This is a genomic window from Streptomyces mauvecolor (genome assembly GCF_039532965.1).
GTDB classification, from domain to species: domain Bacteria; phylum Actinomycetota; class Actinomycetes; order Streptomycetales; family Streptomycetaceae; genus Streptomyces; species Streptomyces violascens.
On record NZ_BAAASQ010000014.1, the window covers coordinates 16,829 to 34,517 of the forward strand.

The following is a 17,689-nucleotide window of genomic DNA, read 5'->3' on the forward strand; positions in this document are numbered from 1 at the left end:
GGGTGGTCCTTACAGGAAGTAGAGGCGGTTGAGGGAGACGGAGTCGGCCGGTTCGGAGCGCAGCGGGTCGCCGTCGAGGGTGACGAGCCCGGTGCGGCCGTCCACGCCGACGGCTCCGGTACGGGAGTTGAGCAGCAGGTCGGCGGGGCCGATGCCGCGCGTGCCGCGCACCGCGACCCGGCGGCGGCGGGTCGGCAGCTGGTCGCCGCCCTGGTCGACGGCGGCCTTCGCCACGAACGCGACGGACAGCTCGGCGGGAGTGCCGCCGTGGGCGCCGAACAGCGGGCCGAGCACCAGCGGTTCGCAGGTGTCGGTGGCCGCGTTGGGATCGCCGGTGACGCCCCAGGCGGGGAAGCCGGACTTGAGGACCATCTGCGGCTTGGCGCCGAAGTAGGCCGGGCGCCACAGCACGATGTCGGCCATTTTGCCGACCTCGATGGAGCCGATCTCGTGCGAGACGCCGTGCGCGATGGCCGGGTTGATGGTCAGCTTCGCCATGTAGCGCAGGACGCGCGCGTTGTCGTCGCCGGGCCCGTCGCCCTCCAGGGGACCGAGCTCGGCCTTCATCTTCCCGGCCATGGCGAAGGTGCGGCGTACGGTCTCGCCCGCGCGGCCCATGCCCTGCGCGTCGGAGGAGGTGATGCCGATCGCGCCCAGGTCGTGGAGCACGTCCTCGGCGCCCATCGTCCCGGCGCGGATGCGGTCGCGGGCCATCGCGGCGTCGCCCGGCAGGTCGGTCTTGAGGTCGTGGACCGAGACGATCATGCCGTAGTGCTCGGCGACCGCGTCCCGCCCGAAGGGGAGAGTGGGGTTGGTCGAGGACCCGATGACGTTCGGGACGCCCGCCATCTTCAGCACGTTGGGTACGTGACCGCCGCCGCAGCCCTCGATGTGGAAGGCGTGGATGGTGCGGCCTTCGAGCACCTTCAGGGTGTCCTCGACGGTGAGGCACTCGTTCAGCCCGTCGCTGTGCAGGGCGACCTGGACGTCGTGTTCCTCCGCGACGCGCAGCGCGGTGTCGAGCGCGCGGGTGTGGGCGCCCATGTCCTCGTGGACCTTGAACCCGCAGGCACCGCCCTCGGCGAGCGCCTCCACCAGCGGGGCGCCGTTCGAGGACGAACCCCGGCCCAGGAAGCCGATGTTGACCGGCCACGCGTCGAAGGCGGCGAAGGCGCCCCGCAGCGCCCAGGGCGAGTTGACGCCGACACCCCAGACCGGGCCGAACTCCTGGCCGATGATCGTGGTGACACCGGAGGCGAGCGAGGCCTCCATGATGCGCGGGGACAGCAGGTGGACGTGGGGGTCGACGGCTCCGGCGGTGGCGATGAGCCCCTCGCCGGACACGATCGAGGTGCCGGTGCCGACCACGACATCCACGCCGTCGAGGGTGTCGGGATTCCCGGCCCGCCCGATCGAGCAGATCCGGCCCTCACGGATGCCGATGGACACCTTGCGGATGCCCTGCACCGCGTCGATCACGACGACGTTGCTGATCACGACGTCACAGGTCTCGCGGACGGCCGCGGCCCTCAGGTGCAGCCCGTCGCGGGCGGTCTTGCCGAAGCCGGCCAGGAACTCGTCGCCGGGGGCCTGCGAGTCGGACTCGACCCGCACGGTCAGGCCCGAGTCCCCGAGCCGGATCCGGTCGCCGGTGCGGGGGCCGTGCACGGAGGCGTACTCGTACGGGTCCATCACTTGTCTCCCTCGCGCGCGTCGGTTCCCAGGTAGCCGCAGGCGGCGGCTCTGCGCAGGGCCTCTTCCTTCGCGCCGGGCGCGTCGAGCGGACCGTCGACCAGGCCCGCGAAGCCGATGGCGACGCGGTCGCCGCCGATCGGGACGAGGCCGACCTCCTCGCTCTCGCCGGGCCCGAACCGCACCGAGGACCCGGCGGGTACGCACAGCCGCATGCCGTAGGCGGCCGCGCGGTCGAAGTCGAGCCGCGGGTTGGCCTCGAAGAAGTGGAAGTGCGAGGTGACGCTGACCGGCACCGAAGCGGTGTTGGTCACGGCGAGCCGGACCTCGGGGGCCGCCTCCGGGTAGCCGTCGCCGGGCAGCAGGGCGCCCGGGGCGCCGTCGCCCGCCGTGCCGCCGATGGGGTCGGACACCACCGCGAGCCGGGAGCCGTCGTCGAAGACGGCCTCGACGTGGACCTCGGTGACCACGTCGGACACGCCGGGCAGCACGTCGTCGGGGCCGAGCACGGCTCGGGCCGCCTCGATGGCCTCGGCGAGCCGCCGGCCGTCGCGGGCCGCCTCGCAGACGGTGTCCGCGATCAGGGCGGTCGCCTCGGGCACGTTCAAGCGGAGCCCGCGGGCCCTGCGGGCCCTGGCCAGTTCCGCGGCGCCGAACAGCAGCAGCCGGTCACGCTCCGTCGGGGTCAGTCGCACGCCATCACACCTCCTGTTTGAACGCCACTCTAACCAGAGATTTCACAGAGTGGAAGCATTGACGGCACCGCTTGGCATGAGTCACATTGAGCGCCACTCAAACCCCCGAGAGCGAGAGGCGCCGGCATGCCCATAGAACAGCGCGGAGTCGATACGGTCCCGGAAGCGGAACGCACCAGCGGGCCGCGCGACCTCGTGTCGATCCTGCTCGGCTCGAACCTGTGCCTCGGGGTGATCGTCTTCGGCTGGCTGCCGGTCTCCTTCGGCCTCGGCTGGTGGGCCTCGGTCAGCGCGGTGATCGCGGGCACGGTGCTCGGCACCCTCCTGACGGCCCCGCTCGCGCTCGTCTCCCTGCGTACGGCCACGAACCTGTCCACGTCGTCCGGCGCCCAATTCGGCGTACGCGGACGGCTGGTGGGCTCGGTGGTGGGCCTGCTGCTCTCGCTCGGCTACACCGCGCTGACCGTGTGGATCGGCGGGGACGCGATGACGGGTGTCCTGCACCGCCTGTTCGGCCTGCCGACCGGCGGGATCTCGTACGGCATCGTGTACGCGCTGCTCGCCGCGGCCACCGTCATCGGCGCGGTGTACGGCTACCGGGTACTGCTTCGCCTGTCGCGCATCCTGGCCGTGGGCATGACGGCGCTGCTGATCCTCGGAGTCGTCGCCTACGCACCGCACTTCACCACCTCGGCACTGCCGGACGCGGGCGGCTATCTGCTGGGCTCGTTCTGGCCGACCTGGCTGCTCGCGCTCGTCGCGGCGGGGCTCAGCGGACCGATCGCGTTCATCACGCTGCTCGGCGACTACACGCGCTACATCTCGCCGGCCCGGCACCGCCCGCGCCGCGTCCTGCACGCGACCTGGCTCGGCCTGACGGCGGGCCTCCTGGTGCCCCAGCTCTTCGGTACGTTCACGGCGTACGCGGCCCGCGCGGCCACCGACTACGCGGGCCCGCTGGTGGCGGCCGCCCCCGGCTGGTACCTGGTGCCGCTCCTGCTCGCCGCCTCGGCGGGCTCGGTGGGCAACGCGGGTCTGATGCTCTATTCGATGGGCCTCGACCTGGACGCGATCCTGCCGCGCGCCTCGCGGACCCGGGCGACGTTCGCGGTGGCGGGCGTCGCCACGGTGTGTGTGTTCGCGGGCCACTTCGCGTGGGACGCGCAGGCCGCGATGACCTCGTTCGTCCTGCTGCTCACGGCGATCGGCACACCCTGGGCAGTGATCACCCTGATCGGCTTCGCGCGCTGCCGGGGCGTGTACGACGCGGACGCCCTCCAGGTCTTCAACCGCCGCTCGCGGGGCGGCATTTACTGGTACCGCGCAGGCTGGAACCTCCGCGCCGTGACGTCCTGGGCCCTGGGCGCGGCCACGGGCCTCCTCGCGGTCTCCCTTCCCAACTACCAGGGCCCGCTCCTGAGCTGGACGGGCGGAGTGGACTGCAGCTTCCTGCTGTCGGGGGTGGTGGGCGGTTTGGCGTACATGGCACTGACCGCCCGCTCCCGCGCAACCGAAAGGGCCGCCGCGGACACCGAGTCCGAGGCGGCCCTGTTGGAGAGCTAGGCGGAGCTGAGCAGGCATCCCCCAGGGGCGCGGGGAACTGCGCGACCAGCCACGGCGGGCCCGCAGTCGACCGGCTACCGGCCCTAGCCGAGTTGGTGCATCCAGCCGTGCGGGTCCGCGGACTGCCCCGTCTGAAGGTCGAGCAGCGCCTTGCGGAGCTTCATCGTGACCTCGCCGGGCTCACCGTCACCCTGCGTCCAGTTGGCCCGGGCGGACTTCACCGAGCCGACGGGGGTGATGACCGCCGCCGTGCCGCAGGCAAAGACCTCGGTGAGCGAGCCGTTCTCGTTGTCCCGCTTCCAGTCCTCCGTGGAGATCCGCCCCTCGACGGCCTCGTACCCGAGATCGCGGGCGATCTTCAGGAGGGAGTCGCGGGTGATGCCGGGCAGCAGCGAGCCGGTCAGCTCGGGGGTGACGATCTTCTGCGTTCCATTTTCCTGGCCGTACACGAAGTACAGGTTCATGCCGCCCATTTCCTCGATCCAGCGGTGCTCGACCGCGTCGAGCCAGACGACCTGGTCGCAGCCGTGCTGGGCGGCCTCGGCCTGGGCGACCAGGGAGGCCGCGTAGTTGCCGCCGGTCTTGGCCGCGCCGGTGCCGCCCTTGACGGCACGGACGTACTCCTCGGACAGCCACACCGAGACGGGCTTCACGCCGCCCGGGAAGTAGGCGCCGGCCGGGGAGGCGATCACGATGAACAGGTACTCGTTGGCCGGCTTCACGCCGAGCCCGACCTCGGTCGCGATCATGAAGGGACGCAGGTAGAGGGAGGCCTCGCCGGTGGCCGGGACCCACGCCTTGTCCTGCTGGATCAGCGCGTCGCAGGCCGCGATGAAGAGGTCGACGGGCACCTCGGGCATCGCGATGCGGCGGGCCGAGGACTGGAAGCGCTCGGCGTTGGCCTCGGGCCGGAACGTGGCGACCGTGCCGTCGGGCTGGCGGTACGCCTTGAGGCCCTCGAAGATCGTCTGCGCGTAGTGCAGCGTCATGTTGGCCGGGTCCATGGACAGCGGGGCGTACGGCACGAGCTGGGCGTCGTGCCAGCCACGGCCCTCGGTCCAGCGGACCGTCACCATGTTGTCGGTGAAGTGGCGGCCGAAACCGGGGCTGGCCAGAATCGCCTCGCGCTCCGCGTCGGACAGCGGATGCGAGGTGGGCTTGAGCTCGATCGTGGGCGTCGTCATGAGTGCTGTGTCCTTCACCGGTGGATAGTGACGGACCGCGCTCACGCCGCTGCTGCTGCCTGGACGTCCGAGCTGCTCCGCATGTCGCGGCCCACGTCCGATTATCGCTCTTGGCGGGGCCTTGGACACAACGGTGTGATGTGCGGTCCGGGGTTGATGGTGTCACCCGGTGGCCGCATGCGAAAAGCCGCCGGGTGCGAAATGCGACCCGGCGGCTGTTGCGTAGCTGTGCCGCGGGGTCAGCCGGCTACCCGTACGGCGAGCGCGTCGCCGATCTCGTCCGTGGTGCGGACCGAGTCGCCGCGGGCCGCGAGGTCCTCGGAGACGGCGGCCTCGATGCGGGCCGCCTCGGCCTCGTATCCGAGGTGGCGCAGCAGCAGGGCGACCGAGAGGATCGTGGCCGAGGGGTCGGCCTTGCCCTGGCCCGCGATGTCCGGGGCGGAGCCGTGCACCGGCTCGAACATCGACGGGAACGCGCCGCTCGGGTTGATGTTGCCCGAGGCCGCGACGCCGATGCCGCCCGAGACGGCCGCGGCGAGGTCGGTGATGATGTCGCCGAAGAGGTTGTCGGTGACGATCACGTCGAACCGCGCCGGGTCGGTGACGAGGAAGATCGTCGCCGCGTCCACGTGCAGGTAGTCGGTGGTGACGTCGGGGAACTCCTTGGCCACCTTGTTGAAGATGTTGGTCCACAGGTGCCCGGCGTAGGCCAGGACGTTGTTCTTGTGGACCAGGGTCAGCTTCTTGCGCGGGCGGGCCTGGGCGCGGGCGAAGGCGTCCCGGACCACGCGCTCGACGCCGTAGGCGGTGTTGACCGAGACCTCGGTGGCCACCTCGTGCGGCGTGCCGGTACGGATCGAGCCGCCGTTGCCGGTGTACGGGCCCTCGGTGCCCTCGCGCACGACGATGAAGTCGATCTCGGGCTGGCCGGCGAGCGGGGTGGCGACGCCGGGGAGCAGCCTGCTGGGGCGGAGGTTGACGTAGTGGTCGAAGAGGAAGCGGAGCTTCAGCAGGAAGCCGCGCTCCAGGACGCCGGACGGGACCGAGGGGTCTCCGATCGCGCCGAGCAGGATCGCGTCGTGCTGCTTGAGGGCCTCGACGTCGGCGTCGGTGAGGGTCTCACCGGTGGCGTGGTAACGCCGGGCGCCGAAGTCGAACTCCCTGGTCTCCAGCTTCACATCCTGCGGAAGGACGGCACGGAGGACCTTCAGGCCCTGGGCCACGACCTCCTGGCCGATGCCGTCACCGGGGATCACTGCGAGATTGATGCTGCGAGAACTTGCCGACATGGGGGAACCCTACTCGCCGTCCCAGCCATTGACACCCGATGTCCAGAGTATGGACAGGCGGAGATCTTCCGCGAAAACGCGTGTCCGGGCGTATGTCCGGCGTTCACCTCCCGGCGAAATTCGCGTCGACTCGAAGGAGGACGTTTCCGCCATGGACATCCCGAGATTCGGCATCCCCGACCGGCTCGCCGCGCGCATGAGCATGGCCGAGCAGCACGAGTACCTGCGCAGCAGGCTGACCCGTCGCGGGGTGCTGCGCACCACCGTGGCGACCGCCGCGGTCGCCGGGGCCGGCGTCGCGACGGCCGGGGCGGCCTCGCCCGCGTACGCGGCTCCCACCGCACTCACCTCCACCTCCCGTACGGGCGTGGACGGTTCACTGGCCGCGCCGTTCGGCCGGCACCTCGCGTACGGCGCCGACCCCAAGACGCAGATGCGGGTCTCCTGGCAGGTCCCGTTCGCGGTGAAGAAGCCCTACATCCGCATCGGCACGAGCCCGTGGTCGCTGAGCCGGAAGATCGACGCCGAGGTGCGCCACCTGACGACGCCCGCCCTGAACGGCGGGAAGATCGCGGCGGCCGAGCAGTTCTACGTGCACGCGGGCCTCGACCGGCTGCGGCCGGGCCAGACGTACTACTACGGCGTCGGCCACGACGGCTTCGACCCGGCGGACCGCCGCAACCTCGGCACGCTCGGCACCTTCACCACCGCTCCGGCGCACTCCGAGAACTTCACGTTCACGGCCTTCGGCGACCAGGGCGTCAGCTATCACGCGCTGGGCAACGACCAGGTGATCCTGGGCCAGAACCCGGCCTTCCACCTGCACGCGGGCGACATCTGCTACGCCGACCCGTCGGGCTCGGGCCAGTCCTCGGACCAGTACGACGCGCGCACTTGGGACCAGTTCCTGGCGCAGACCGAGTCGGTCGCCAAGACCGTGCCGTGGATGGTGACGACCGGCAACCACGACATGGAGGCCTGGTACTCGCCGCAGGGCTACGGCGGTCAGAACGCCCGCTGGTCGCTGCCGGCCAACGGCCCGGACCCGGTGAACCAGCCCGGCGTCTACTCGTTCGTGCACGGCAACGTGGGCGTGGTGGCGCTGGACGCGAACGACGTCTCGTACGAGATCCCCGCCAACTTCGGCATCAGCGGCGGCAAGCAGACCCAGTGGCTGGACAAGCGGCTCAGTGAGCTGCGCGCCAACCGCGCGGTCGACTTCATCGTGGTCTTCTTCCACCACTGCGCGTTCTCGACGACCAGCTCGCACGCCTCGGAGGGGGGCGTGCGGGACGTGTGGGTGCCATTGTTCGAGAAGCACCAGGTGGACCTGGTGATCAACGGGCACAACCACGTGTACGAGCGCACCGACGCCATCAAGGGCAACAAGGTGGGCCGCAAGGTCGCGATCGGCGAGCGCACCGACCCGACCCGCGACGGCATCGTGTACGTCACGGCCGGCGCGGCGGGCCGTTCGCTGTACAGCTTCCCGGTGCCCGACTCGTACGAGGGGCATGTCGCGGACCGCGACAGCGTGGACACCTACCACTGGGCCAAGGGCGGCGCGAAGGTCACCGAGACCGTGGAGTGGTCGCGCGTGCGCTACACCAACTACTCGTTCCTCGCGGTGGAGGTCGAGGCCGGCCGCCACCCGAGGATGAAGGTCAGCGCGCTCGCCGAGACGGGCGAGCGCATCGACCACTTCGAGATCCAGCGCGGACGTTAGTCGCCTTTGCCGAGGGGCCTCAGTGCCCGGTGGCGCCGCCGTTGTCCCTGCGGTCCAGCGCACGCTGGAGGGCGGCGGCGGCGTTCTTGCGGTCGGACTCGCTGCTGCGCGAAGAGTGACGGACTCGGCGGGCGGGCTGCTTGACCATGGGGATTCGACTCCTCTGCTGGGAGGTCCGGGGCAGGCCCCGGCGGATGCAGTGAGGTGCCGGAAGGGGCGGGGAGCGCTGCCGCAGGGGTTGCCTGCCAAGGGGCACTGCGCTCACGACCGCCATTCGCTGGATCAGCGAGACGTTCGGCTTCTACAAAGCTAAGCCTTGCGCTGGAGTCTGTCTCCACAATTACTCGGACTTCCTACTATCTGAGACGGGCCCCTCTCTACGAGGCCCGGCCGGACGGCCGCGCGAGCGTCGTACGCACCGCGTCCCCCGCGCCCCGGTGCAGCCGCAGCGCGCCGGCCATGGGGGCCAGGCCGACCGCGCCGAGCAGGCAGAACGCCACCGCATAGGCGCCGGAGGGGGTGCCGGCGAAGGCCCCGCCCAGGCGCAGCGCGACCGTCGCGACGGCGACTCCGAGCCCGGCCGCGAGCTGGGTGGCGGTCGCGGACAGGGCGTTGGCGTCACGCAGCCGCTCGGGGGCCACATCGCTGAACGCGATGGTGGAGTAGCAGGTCAGGCCGAGCGAGCGGGTGGCCCCGCTGAGCATGACGAGCACGGCGGTCACGGCGACGGGGGTCGCGCCGGTGAGCAGCGCACAGCCGGCGACGGTCGCGGCGAGCCCGGCGGTGGAGACGATCAGCAGCGGGCGGAAGCCGAAGCGGTTGAGGAGGTACGTCGTCGCGGGCTTGATCCCGATGTTGCCGACGAACACGAAGAGCACCACGGCGCCGGACTTCACCGCGCTCCAGCCGAACACCTCCTGGAAGAGCAGGGGCAGCAGGAACGGCATGGCGCCGACCACGATCCAGAAGAGCGATCCGCCGGTCACGGAGGCCCGGAACGACGCCACGTCCAGGGTGCGCAGATGCACCAACGGGTGGGCGGTGCGCAGCAGATGACGTCCGGCCGCGCCGAGCGCGAGGACCGCGAGCGCGGCGACGGAGGCGACCACCGGCCAGCCGCTGCCGGTGTCGGCGACCAGGTGGGCGGCCCAGGTGAGGGCGGCGAGCCCGGTGCAGCTGAGCAGCACGCCGGGCACGTCGAGCGGCGGCGGGGTCGCGGTGGGGCCGGCCGCCACCAGGCGCCGGGCGACGGCGAACGCGGCCACGCCGAGCGGCAGGTTGACCAGGAACATCCAGTGCCAGCTTGCGTACGTGGTGAGCAGCCCGCCGAGCAGCGGGGCGACGACGGGTGCCATCAGGCCCGGCCACACGATGTACGCCATGATCTTCGGGATGTCGGTCTTCTGGGCCCCGTTGAGCACCAGGAGCCGGCCGACCGGCACCATCATCGCGCCGCCCGCTCCTTGCAGGACCCGCATGGCTATGAGGAGGCCGAGGCTTCCACTGGCCGCGCAGCCCGCCGAGGCGAGGGTGAACAGGACGATGGCGCCGAGGAAGATCCGCCGGGCGCCGTAGCGGGCGGTGAGCCAGCCGCTGAGCGGTATGAGCACGGCGAGGGTCAGCAGATACGCGGTGATCACCAGGCCGACGGAGGAGGGCGTGGTGTGCAGGGAGGCCGCCATCTGCGGGGCGGCGGTGGCCACGATGGTGCCGTCGAGCATCTCCATGAAGAAGCAGCCGGCGACGAGCAGGGCGGTGGCGCGCTGTCTGGGTTCGAGCATGTCGTACAGCCTGGCCGCGCCCATTGCTGCACACAAGGTCCGATTGATCAGATGAGGCGTGCGTACTGTGCATCATTCAGTCATACTCGGCGCATGCAACAGCTGCCGGACATGAATCTGCTGCCCTCGCTCGATGCCCTGCTGCGGGCCGGGAGCGTGGCAGGGGCCGCCTCCGAGATGCGGATCTCGCCTTCCGCGATGAGCCGCACCCTGGGGCGGCTGCGCCGGGTGGTGGGCGACGAACTGCTCGTACCGTCGGGGCGTGGCCTGACGCTGACACCGCGCGCGAGGGAGCTCCAGCCGCACGTGGAGGCGGCGCTGGCGGCCGCACTGGCCGCGCTCAGGCCGCCGCCCGATCTCGAACTGGCCACTCTGCAAAGGGAGTTCACCATCCGGGCCAACGACGGGGTGGCCGTCATCTTCGGCTCGGCGCTGACCGAGCGGGTGATGCGCGAGGCGCCCGGGGTACGGCTGCGGATGCTCCCCGAGGGCGACGAGGACCCGGCCGACCTGCGGGACCGGATCGATCTGGAGGTGGGGCAGATGGGCGATCTGCCGCACGACATCCGCAGCAGCCCGCTGGGCGAGTACGCGTATGCGGCCGTGGTGCGCGCCGACGGGCCCTATGCCGCCGAGCGGTTGACCCCCGAACGGTTCGCCGCGCTCCCCCACATCACGGTCACCCGGCGCGGCCGGGTGCGCAGTGTGGTCGACGAGCGGCTCGCCGGACTCGGCCTGGTCCGCGACGTGCTCGCCACTGCGCCGACTTACTCGGCGGCCTGCTTCTTCGCGCTCCGCTCGGACGCGCTCGCGCTGGTGCCGCTGCAGTTCGCGGTGGAGGCTGCCCGGGCGATGCCGCTGGCGATCCTCGACATTCCGCTCGACCTGCCGGCCAACCCGTTCGTGCAGGCCTGGCACATCAGAGTGGACGCGGATCCGGCGCACCGGTGGCTGCGGGGGGCGCTCGCGGACATAGTGGCGGGGGTCAGCCGAGCGGGCGGGCCCCGGCCGGCTGGGGACGCAGCGCCCTCAACTCCCTGATCAGGCCGCGTACGGCGACCGTTCCGGCGAGTTCGGGGGTGGTCACGTAGCCGACGGAGCGCGTCGGGCGCTCCGGACCGAGATCGGTGATCTCGATGGTGGGCGGTGCTCCGACGAGGGACAGCTCCGGCATGATCGCCATTCCGAAACCACTGCTCACCATCGAGAGCACCGCTCCGTCATCCTCGGCGCGGACCGTGGCGGCCGGGATCCACTCCTGCTCGGCCCACCAACGCCGGGTGTACGACGTGCAGTTCTCGGTCCAGTCGACCAGCGGAAGCGAGCGCGGCGCGGCATGCCCGGCCGGGTGCACCAGCGCGTACCCCTCCTCCAGGAGTACGTCGCCGACGAGCCCGGGCGGGATCGGCGAGGTGGTCCCGATCGTGGCGATGCCGAGGTCGGCGCGCCCCGCCGCCACCTCCCCGGCCGTCCCCGCGCCGACCTCTCGCACCAGGCTGACCTCCGGCACGATCCCGGGGTGCCGGGCGGTGAGCCGTTCCAGCGCGGCGGGCAGCAGCCGGAGTGCGGCACTGCGGAACGCGGCGATCCGCAGTGGCCCCGCGACGGTGTCGTCGGCAGGGTCGGGCGCCGCCCCGCGCGCCTCGGCCGCCAGGGTGTCGAGGAGCCGCAGCACCCGCCGGGCGTGGGCGACGGCCCGGCTCCCGGCGGGCGTCGGGGTCGCGCCACGCCTGCCCCTCTCGAAGAGGACGGCACCTATCTTGGCCTCGCTGGAGCGCACCGAGTGCGAGACGGCGGACTGGGTCATGCCGAGCTTCTCGGCGGCGGCGGAGAAGCCGCGCTCGCGCTCCACGGCCACCAGGACGCGTAGTTCGTGCGGGGCGAGATCGCTGGGCATGGAGGGCTCCCACCTGTACGTATGAGCAGAGTTGATGGATCACTCGGTTCCATCGGCGCAACCCCCTGCCGGGCCCGCGCATTCCTTTCTACCGTCCTGGGCCATGACGACTTCGATCACCGTTCAGCAGACCGCCCGACCCGACGGGCTCCCCACTCAGGCCGACTTCGAGCTGGTCCGGGCCCAGGTCCCCGACCCCGCCCCCGGCACCGCGCTCGTCGAGAACCTCTACCTCTCCGTCGACCCGTACCACCGCGAGGTGATGGACGAGGGCCCGCTGGGCACACCGCTGGAGGGCCGCGCGCTCGGCCGGGTTCTCGCCTCGCGCGATCCCGGCCTCGCGGCGGGCGACCTCGTCTTCCACCGTGCGGGCTGGCGCACCCACGCCCTGGTCACCCTGGGCGTCGACGGGGTGCGCAAGATCAAGGCGTACGACGGTGTCCCGCTCTCCGCCCACCTCGGCATCCTCGGCGGCACCGGGCTCACCGCCTATGTGGCGCTCACCCGGACCCTGCGCCTCGAGCCCGGCGAGGACCTGTTCGTCACGGCGGCCGCCGGGGGCGTCGGCACCGCCACCGGTCGCATCGCGCGGCTGCTCGGCGCGGGCCGGATCATCGGCAGCGCGGGGTCTCAGGAAAAGGTCGACTACCTTACGGGGACGGTTGGTTACGACGCCGCCTTCGACTACCACGAGGGCCCGGTCGGCGACCTGCTCGCCGAGGCGGCCCCGGACGGGGTGGACGCGGTGGTCGAGAACGTGGGCGGCAGTCACCTGGAGGGCGCGATCGCGGGCCTGCGCGACCACGGCCGGATCGCCTGGGTGGGCGCGGTGGCCCAGTACAACACCCTCGCCGAGCCGCCCGCAGCTCCCCGCAACCTCTACGACGTGGTCGGCAAGAGCCTGCGCCTGGAGGGCGTACTGGTCCGCAACTACCGTGACGTACAAGGCGAGTTGGAGGACTTCCTGGTCCCGCACCTGCGGTCCGGGCGGGTGGCGTCGGACGAGACGGTGGTGGACGGGTTCGAGGGAATCCTCGACGGGTTCATCGGAATGCTGAGCGGCGCCAACACGGGGAAGCTCCTCATCCGCGTGGCCGACTGACCACGCACGCCGTGCAGGGCACCTCCACCACGGCACCCCGTGCGCGCGACAGCCCTGCACACGGCACCCCTCACGCGCGGCACCCGCCCATGCATGGCACCCCTCACACCCAGCACCCCGACCTAGATTGCATTCCTACCTAGGTGGTGGTGGAATACACGCATGGCCGCAGACCGCAGATCCAGCTGGCTCAAGGGCGTCCTCGACCTCCTCGTCCTGTCCTGTCTCACCGGGGGTGAGAGCTACGGGTACGAGATCTCCAAGGCGCTCACCGCCGCCGGGCTCGGCGAGATCAAGGGCGGGACGCTCTACCCCGTACTCAACCGCCTGGAGGAAGCCGGCCTGGCCGTCGGCGAGTTCAGGGCCGCCGAGCGCGGGCCGGGCCGCCGCTACTACCGGCTGACCGACGATGGACGCCGGGCGCTCGCCGAACAGGGCGCGTCCTGGCGCGAGTTCCACGCGGCCGTCACGACCATGCTCACCCGTACCGTTCCAGGGGGACCAGCGTGAACACCGAATACTTCGCCGAGCTCGGCCGGCTGCTCGCGGCAGGCGGGATGCCGGAGCAGGTGGTCTCGGCGACCGTCGCCGACCTGACGTGCTACCTCGCGGAGTCCGGATCGGCCGACGCCCGCGAGGAGTTCGGCGCGCCGGACGTCTTCGCGGACCGGCTCGCCCGGGGGCGTACCGCCGAGCGGCCCGAGGCCGGGGCCGAGACCTGGAAGTGGACCGCCGACATCTACACCGACCGGCTGCTCCTCAACCAGTACGGAGCCGAGGGCTGGGAGGTCGAGGGAATCGACTTCGTCGGCCGCTTCGTGTGCCGCAGGCCGGACGCCGCGATGCGCTGGGAGTACCGCCGCGAGACCGCACACGGCGCGAAGGGCCGCGATGCGCTGCTCGCCGAGCTCGAACCGGAGGGGTGGGAGCCGTGCGGCCGCTGGCTGCACATGACGTACTTCAAGCGCCCGGCCGCCGCGAGCGCGGGCCCGGCCGCCGAACTGACCGCGGCCCCGGCACCGCCGGCCCGGCATGTGTTCTTGAGCGCCAAGTTCTGGGGGCTGATGGCGGTGTTCGTCGTCTCGATGACGCTGCTGATGCTCGGCAACGGCTTCGGCCTGTTCGACTTCAACCGGCCCGCCGTCTACTTCGGCATGCTGGTCGCGGCCCCCGTGGGCGTGCTGCTCGGCTGGCTCGGGGTGAAGCGGGACATCGCGAGGGGCGTCGAGAGCCGCTGAGGGCGGTCCGGGCGAGGCCCCCTTGCGGGATCATCCATGTGATAGCTCATCGAACCTTAAGAACCCCGCCGTTGACCGAGTGTTCATAAATCTCTCCCTGTAGAGGTCTAGCTTCAGACCATTGGCTGGCGCCACTCTTGCGCTCGATGTGCCGCTGGGGCACATGCGACCGAAGAGGCGGGCGGATGACACCGATCAGTCGTAGAGGATTCGTGGCACTCGGCGCGGGCGTGGCGGCCGGTGCCGTGCTGCCCTCGGGGGCGGCCGAGGCCGTCGGTACGGCGGTCACGAGCACGGCGGCCGCCTCGGCGACCGGCACCATCAAGGACGTCAAGCACGTGGTGATCCTGATGCAGGAGAACCGCAGCTTCGACCACTACTTCGGCCGCCTCAAGGGCGTCCGGGGCTTCGGCGACAAGAGCGGCATCCTGCTCTCGGGCGGGCAGTCCGTCTTCAACCAGCCGAACGGCCTCGGCCGCCAGTACCCGTGGAAGCTCAGCTCGACCCCGGCCTCGGGCGGAGCCGACGGCGAGACCCTCGCCCAGTGCAACGGCGACCTCCCGCACAGCTGGACCTCGCAGCACGCCGCGTGGAACAAGGGCCGGATGGACAGCTGGGTGTCGGGCGTCGGCAATGTGCGCTCGCTCGGCCACCTCGACCGGGGCGACATCCCGTTCCACTACGCGCTGGCCGACAACTACACGATCTGTGACGCGTACTTCAGCGCGACCCTCAGCGCCACCGGGCCGAACCGCACCTTCCTGTGGAGCGGCAAGGTCGACGGCTCCAGCTACGACGGCGGCGACGAATCGGGCCTGACCTGGGAGACGTACGCCGAGGCCCTCCAGCGCGCCGGGGTCAGCTGGAAGGTGTACCAGAACGCCAACGACAACTACGGCGACAACGGGCTCGCGTACTTCTCGAAGTTCACCTCCGCGCCCGCCGGCGACCCGCTGCACGACCGCGGCATGGGCTCCGTGCCGGCGGCCACCGGCTCCACCCCCGACGACATCGCCGCCGCGATCAAGGCGGACGCGCTCGCCGGGACCCTCCCCCAGGTGTCCTGGGTGGTCGCCAACCAGGCCTTCTCCGAACACCCCTACGCCCCGCCCGGCGACGGCGCGCACTTCGTCGACCTGGTCTACCGCGCGCTCGCCGCGGCCCCCGACGTCTTCGACTCGACCGTCCTGTTCCTCAACTACGACGAGAACGACGGCTTCTTCGACCACGTGCCCCCGCCGTCGCCGCCCGCCGGCACCGCGGGCGAGTTCCTGAACGGCGTCCCCTACGGTCTCGGCTTCCGGGTGCCGATGCTCGTCATGTCGCCCTGGACGCGCGGCGGCTGGGTCTCCTCCGAGGTCTTCGACCACACCTCGGTGCTGCGCTTCATGGAGAAGTGGACGGCAGCCCTCGGCACCCCGGCCACCTGCCCGAACATCAGCCCCTGGCGCCGCAGGGTCACCGGTGACCTGACGGGCGTCTTCGACTTCTCCTCGCCGGTGTACGGCATACCGTCCGGGCTCCCGGCCACCAAGGTGATCGGCATCAGCACGTGCGCCCCGCTGCCCAACCCCGCCCCGCAGAACAACGCGCTGCCCACGCAGGAGTCCGGCACCCGTCCGGCCCGCGCGCTGCCGTACCAGCCGAACGGCAACCTCGACCGGTTCGAGTTCAAGGCCGCCGGGCAGATCGTGGCCTGGTTCTCCATGGCCAACCAGGGCTCCCCCGCCACCAGCGCCGCCCACTTCTCCCTGCATCCGAACGCCTACCGCGACACCACGCCGTGGCAGTACACGGTCGACCCGGGCGGCACGGCCACCGACTTCTTCCAGATCGGTACGGGTGCGGGCGCGGGCAAGTACGACTTCACCATGGTCGGCCCGAACCGCTTCCAGCGTCGTTTCGTCGGCGACGCGACGAAGCCGGGCAAGTCGATCGAGGTGGCGTCGCGCTACGCGGTGGAGACCGGCACGGGCAAGATGGCGGTCTGGTTCAAGATGACCAACTCCTCCGCCTCCACCGTGAAGTTCACCATCACCTCGAACCAGTACCGGACCGGCACGTGGACGTACAACGTCCCGGCGGGCGGCTCGACCGAGGACTTCTTCAACGCGGTGGCGTACCAGAACGGCTGGTACGACTTCACGATCACGGCCGACTCGGACGCGACGTGGTCGCGCCGGTACATGGGTCACATCGAGACGGGGGCGGCTTCGATCAGCGGGTGACGCTCGCGGTGCGGGGCGCGGAGGTGGCTGTCCCCACCCCCGGGGAGCGCTAGAGCACGTCCCCGTCCCGCCAGTCGAAGGTCAACGGGAGGGCAGCAGCGGGGATTTGACCCCACACATACGTGCTGCCCTCCTCGTCCGGAAGCCGCATCACTCCGTCCGGCGCGAGCACCTCGATGGGGCCCTCCCACGCCTGCCAGCCCCGCGCCCGGTACAGCGGGGCGCCCGCCTCGCTCGCCGACAGCGCCCCGAAGGCGTACGCCCCCTGGATCACCCGCTCCAGGTCGGCCATGACCAGCCCGCCGAGCCCGCGCCGCCGCAGGTCCGCGCGGACGGCGACGGCTTCGACGTACCCGATGCGGTACGAGCGCCCGGCATGCAGCACCCGCCGCATGACGACGCTGCCGTGGGCGGCGAGTTCGCCGTCGTGGTGGACGAGGGCGTGCAGGCCGCCGAGCCCGTGGTCCCAGTCCTCGTCGCTGAAGTCCCCGCCGAAGGCGGTGTCGAGGAGGCCGCGGATCCCGGCGAGTTCGGCGGGGCTCAACTCACAGGTGTGCACCGTGCGTCGCATCACATCCATGCGCACCATTCTCCCAGGGCCCGCGTAACCCCACCGGGCGGGGACCGCTCTGTCCCCCTCGCCAACTCCCCCGCGTTCTGGCGTCCTTCGTCACACGGGCGAGAGGACACCGTGATGGCGACGAACAACCCACGGACCAACCCGCGCCCTGCGATCGGACCGGCCGGGTTCGTTGATGACTACCTGTACAGCTGTGAGCCTGTGCCCAACTGCGGGGTGTGCACCGCCCTGGCGAGCGAGCTGAAGCAGGCGCGCGAGGCTCCGGGGCACGGCAAGGCGTACGACGCGGCGGCAGAGATCAGGAACAACCCGCATCCGCATCGCCCCCAACCCGAACACTGATCCCCAGCATCCGCGCCCCCACGACCGACCGCGGCCGATGCGACGTGCCCGCGTCGAAGACGACGTACGACCCCGCCCCGAACACCCGCCCCACGTCGATGACTTCGCCGCTGATGACGTAGTACCGCTCCTCCTCCGTGTGCACATCGACCTCCGGCCACTCGCTGCCCGGCGCGAAGTCGATCAGCCAGCCCCGTGCGTGGTCCGTGGGGAGCAGGCGGCGGGAGGTGATGCCCGGGGCCACCTCCCGCGTCACGACCTCTGCCACGTCCACCGCCTGAACCCGGGGTTCCCGTTCCTTCAATTCGCTCAATTCGCTCATGGGTCGATCATCCGCGGCGCCGATCACACCCGCCCAGTGTCAGATCTGAC

16 protein-coding genes are annotated in these 17,689 nt (G+C 71.2%); 7 read left to right on the top strand and 9 right to left on the bottom strand.

Going from position 1 to position 17,689, the window contains the following annotated elements; genetic code table 11:
- Nucleotides 1–9 precede the first annotated feature (9 nt).
- Both ABD346_RS19760 and ureA read right to left on the bottom strand, forming a co-directional pair.
- On the bottom strand, nt 10–1,692 hold the full coding sequence (locus ABD346_RS19760) for an urease subunit alpha (protein ID WP_344376474.1): 1,683 nt from the start codon (nt 1,690–1,692) through the stop codon (nt 10–12).
- Complete coding sequence (gene ureA, locus ABD346_RS19765) at nt 1,692–2,387, bottom strand: urease subunit gamma (protein WP_344376475.1); 696 nt, start codon at nt 2,385–2,387, stop codon at nt 1,692–1,694. Before ureA ends, ABD346_RS19760 begins: the two co-directional genes overlap by 1 nt.
- 126 nt (nt 2,388–2,513) lie before the next feature.
- Here ureA and ABD346_RS19770 point away from each other — a divergent pair, with 126 nt between their 5' ends.
- Entirely contained in the window at nt 2,514–3,950 is a 1,437-nt protein-coding gene (locus ABD346_RS19770; protein ID WP_344376477.1) for a cytosine permease, read from the top strand.
- A gap of 83 nt (nt 3,951–4,033) precedes the next feature.
- Here the strand turns inward: ABD346_RS19770 and ABD346_RS19775 are convergent, their stop codons facing one another.
- A complete protein-coding gene (locus ABD346_RS19775) occupies nt 4,034–5,134 on the bottom strand; it encodes a branched-chain amino acid aminotransferase (protein ID WP_344376479.1) in 1,101 nt (366 codons plus the stop codon).
- Nucleotides 5,135–5,373: 239 nt separating this feature from the next.
- Nucleotides 5,374–6,423 (bottom strand): 3-isopropylmalate dehydrogenase, encoded by a 1,050-nt coding sequence (locus ABD346_RS19780; protein WP_344376480.1) that lies wholly within the window; start codon nt 6,421–6,423, stop codon nt 5,374–5,376.
- Nucleotides 6,424–6,574: 151 nt separating this feature from the next.
- Here ABD346_RS19780 and ABD346_RS19785 point away from each other — a divergent pair, with 151 nt between their 5' ends.
- Nucleotides 6,575–8,149 (top strand): purple acid phosphatase family protein, encoded by a 1,575-nt coding sequence (locus ABD346_RS19785; RefSeq protein ID WP_344376482.1) that lies wholly within the window; start codon nt 6,575–6,577, stop codon nt 8,147–8,149.
- Nucleotides 8,150–8,168: 19 nt separating this feature from the next.
- Here the strand turns inward: ABD346_RS19785 and ABD346_RS19790 are convergent, their stop codons facing one another.
- Together ABD346_RS19790 and ABD346_RS19795 are read right to left on the bottom strand one after the other, a co-directional pair.
- Nucleotides 8,169–8,297: a hypothetical protein gene (locus ABD346_RS19790; protein WP_267056578.1), complete on the bottom strand. Its 129-nt coding sequence runs from the start codon at nt 8,295–8,297 to the stop codon at nt 8,169–8,171.
- 229 nt (nt 8,298–8,526) lie between these two features.
- Complete coding sequence (locus ABD346_RS19795) at nt 8,527–9,930, bottom strand: MFS transporter (protein WP_344376485.1); 1,404 nt, start codon at nt 9,928–9,930, stop codon at nt 8,527–8,529.
- A 93-nt stretch (nt 9,931–10,023) separates the two neighbouring features.
- Here ABD346_RS19795 and ABD346_RS19800 point away from each other — a divergent pair, with 93 nt between their 5' ends.
- Nucleotides 10,024–10,971 (top strand): LysR family transcriptional regulator, encoded by a 948-nt coding sequence (locus tag ABD346_RS19800; RefSeq protein ID WP_344376486.1) that lies wholly within the window; start codon nt 10,024–10,026, stop codon nt 10,969–10,971.
- Here ABD346_RS19800 and ABD346_RS19805 read toward each other — a convergent pair.
- Complete coding sequence (locus ABD346_RS19805) at nt 10,916–11,827, bottom strand: LysR family transcriptional regulator (RefSeq protein ID WP_344376488.1); 912 nt, start codon at nt 11,825–11,827, stop codon at nt 10,916–10,918. The two genes, ABD346_RS19800 and ABD346_RS19805, sit on opposite strands and share 56 nt — an antisense overlap.
- Before the next feature lie 103 nt (nt 11,828–11,930).
- On the opposite strand from ABD346_RS19805, the gene ABD346_RS19810 reads away from it, so the two are divergent.
- The 4 genes from ABD346_RS19810 (at nt 11,931) to ABD346_RS19825 (ending at nt 16,395) form a co-directional block, all read left to right on the top strand.
- Nucleotides 11,931–12,929, top strand: a complete 999-nt coding sequence (locus tag ABD346_RS19810; protein ID WP_344376489.1) for an NADP-dependent oxidoreductase — start codon at nt 11,931–11,933, stop codon at nt 12,927–12,929.
- A 162-nt stretch (nt 12,930–13,091) separates the two neighbouring features.
- Complete coding sequence (locus tag ABD346_RS19815; protein WP_344376491.1) at nt 13,092–13,439, top strand: PadR family transcriptional regulator; 348 nt, start codon at nt 13,092–13,094, stop codon at nt 13,437–13,439.
- Nucleotides 13,436–14,167: a hypothetical protein gene (locus ABD346_RS19820; RefSeq protein WP_344376492.1), complete on the top strand. Its 732-nt coding sequence runs from the start codon at nt 13,436–13,438 to the stop codon at nt 14,165–14,167. Before ABD346_RS19815 ends, ABD346_RS19820 begins: the two co-directional genes overlap by 4 nt.
- A gap of 185 nt (nt 14,168–14,352) precedes the next feature.
- On the top strand, nt 14,353–16,395 hold the full coding sequence (locus ABD346_RS19825; protein ID WP_344376493.1) for a phosphocholine-specific phospholipase C: 2,043 nt from the start codon (nt 14,353–14,355) through the stop codon (nt 16,393–16,395).
- Between the two features lie 49 nt (nt 16,396–16,444).
- Here the strand turns inward: ABD346_RS19825 and ABD346_RS19830 are convergent, their stop codons facing one another.
- Together ABD346_RS19830 and ABD346_RS19835 are read right to left on the bottom strand one after the other, a co-directional pair.
- Nucleotides 16,445–16,984, bottom strand: a complete 540-nt coding sequence (locus ABD346_RS19830) for a GNAT family N-acetyltransferase (protein ID WP_381229203.1) — start codon at nt 16,982–16,984, stop codon at nt 16,445–16,447.
- A gap of 289 nt (nt 16,985–17,273) precedes the next feature.
- Nucleotides 17,274–17,639 (bottom strand): cupin domain-containing protein, encoded by a 366-nt coding sequence (locus ABD346_RS19835; RefSeq protein WP_344376496.1) that lies wholly within the window; start codon nt 17,637–17,639, stop codon nt 17,274–17,276.
- Nucleotides 17,640–17,689 lie beyond the last annotated feature (50 nt).

What these genes read in the sequence shown, in the direction of transcription:
- ABD346_RS19760 (WP_344376474.1), bottom strand. Translation starts at nt 1,692, where the DNA reads ATGGACCCGTACGAGTACGCCTCCGTGCACGGCCCCCGCACCGGCGAC.
- ABD346_RS19770 (WP_344376477.1), top strand. Translation starts at nt 2,514, where the DNA reads ATGCCCATAGAACAGCGCGGAGTCGATACGGTCCCGGAAGCGGAACGC.
- ABD346_RS19775 (WP_344376479.1), bottom strand. Translation starts at nt 5,134, where the DNA reads ATGACGACGCCCACGATCGAGCTCAAGCCCACCTCGCATCCGCTGTCC.
- ABD346_RS19780 (WP_344376480.1), bottom strand. Translation starts at nt 6,423, where the DNA reads ATGTCGGCAAGTTCTCGCAGCATCAATCTCGCAGTGATCCCCGGTGAC.
- ABD346_RS19785 (WP_344376482.1), top strand. Translation starts at nt 6,575, where the DNA reads ATGGACATCCCGAGATTCGGCATCCCCGACCGGCTCGCCGCGCGCATG.
- ABD346_RS19790 (WP_267056578.1), bottom strand. Translation starts at nt 8,297, where the DNA reads ATGGTCAAGCAGCCCGCCCGCCGAGTCCGTCACTCTTCGCGCAGCAGC.
- ABD346_RS19795 (WP_344376485.1), bottom strand. Translation starts at nt 9,930, where the DNA reads ATGCTCGAACCCAGACAGCGCGCCACCGCCCTGCTCGTCGCCGGCTGC.
- ABD346_RS19800 (WP_344376486.1), top strand. Translation starts at nt 10,024, where the DNA reads ATGCAACAGCTGCCGGACATGAATCTGCTGCCCTCGCTCGATGCCCTG.
- ABD346_RS19805 (WP_344376488.1), bottom strand. Translation starts at nt 11,827, where the DNA reads ATGCCCAGCGATCTCGCCCCGCACGAACTACGCGTCCTGGTGGCCGTG.
- ABD346_RS19810 (WP_344376489.1), top strand. Translation starts at nt 11,931, where the DNA reads ATGACGACTTCGATCACCGTTCAGCAGACCGCCCGACCCGACGGGCTC.
- ABD346_RS19815 (WP_344376491.1), top strand. Translation starts at nt 13,092, where the DNA reads ATGGCCGCAGACCGCAGATCCAGCTGGCTCAAGGGCGTCCTCGACCTC.
- ABD346_RS19825 (WP_344376493.1), top strand. Translation starts at nt 14,353, where the DNA reads ATGACACCGATCAGTCGTAGAGGATTCGTGGCACTCGGCGCGGGCGTG.
- ABD346_RS19830 (WP_381229203.1), bottom strand. Translation starts at nt 16,984, where the DNA reads ATGGTGCGCATGGATGTGATGCGACGCACGGTGCACACCTGTGAGTTG.
- ABD346_RS19835 (WP_344376496.1), bottom strand. Translation starts at nt 17,639, where the DNA reads ATGAGCGAATTGAGCGAATTGAAGGAACGGGAACCCCGGGTTCAGGCG.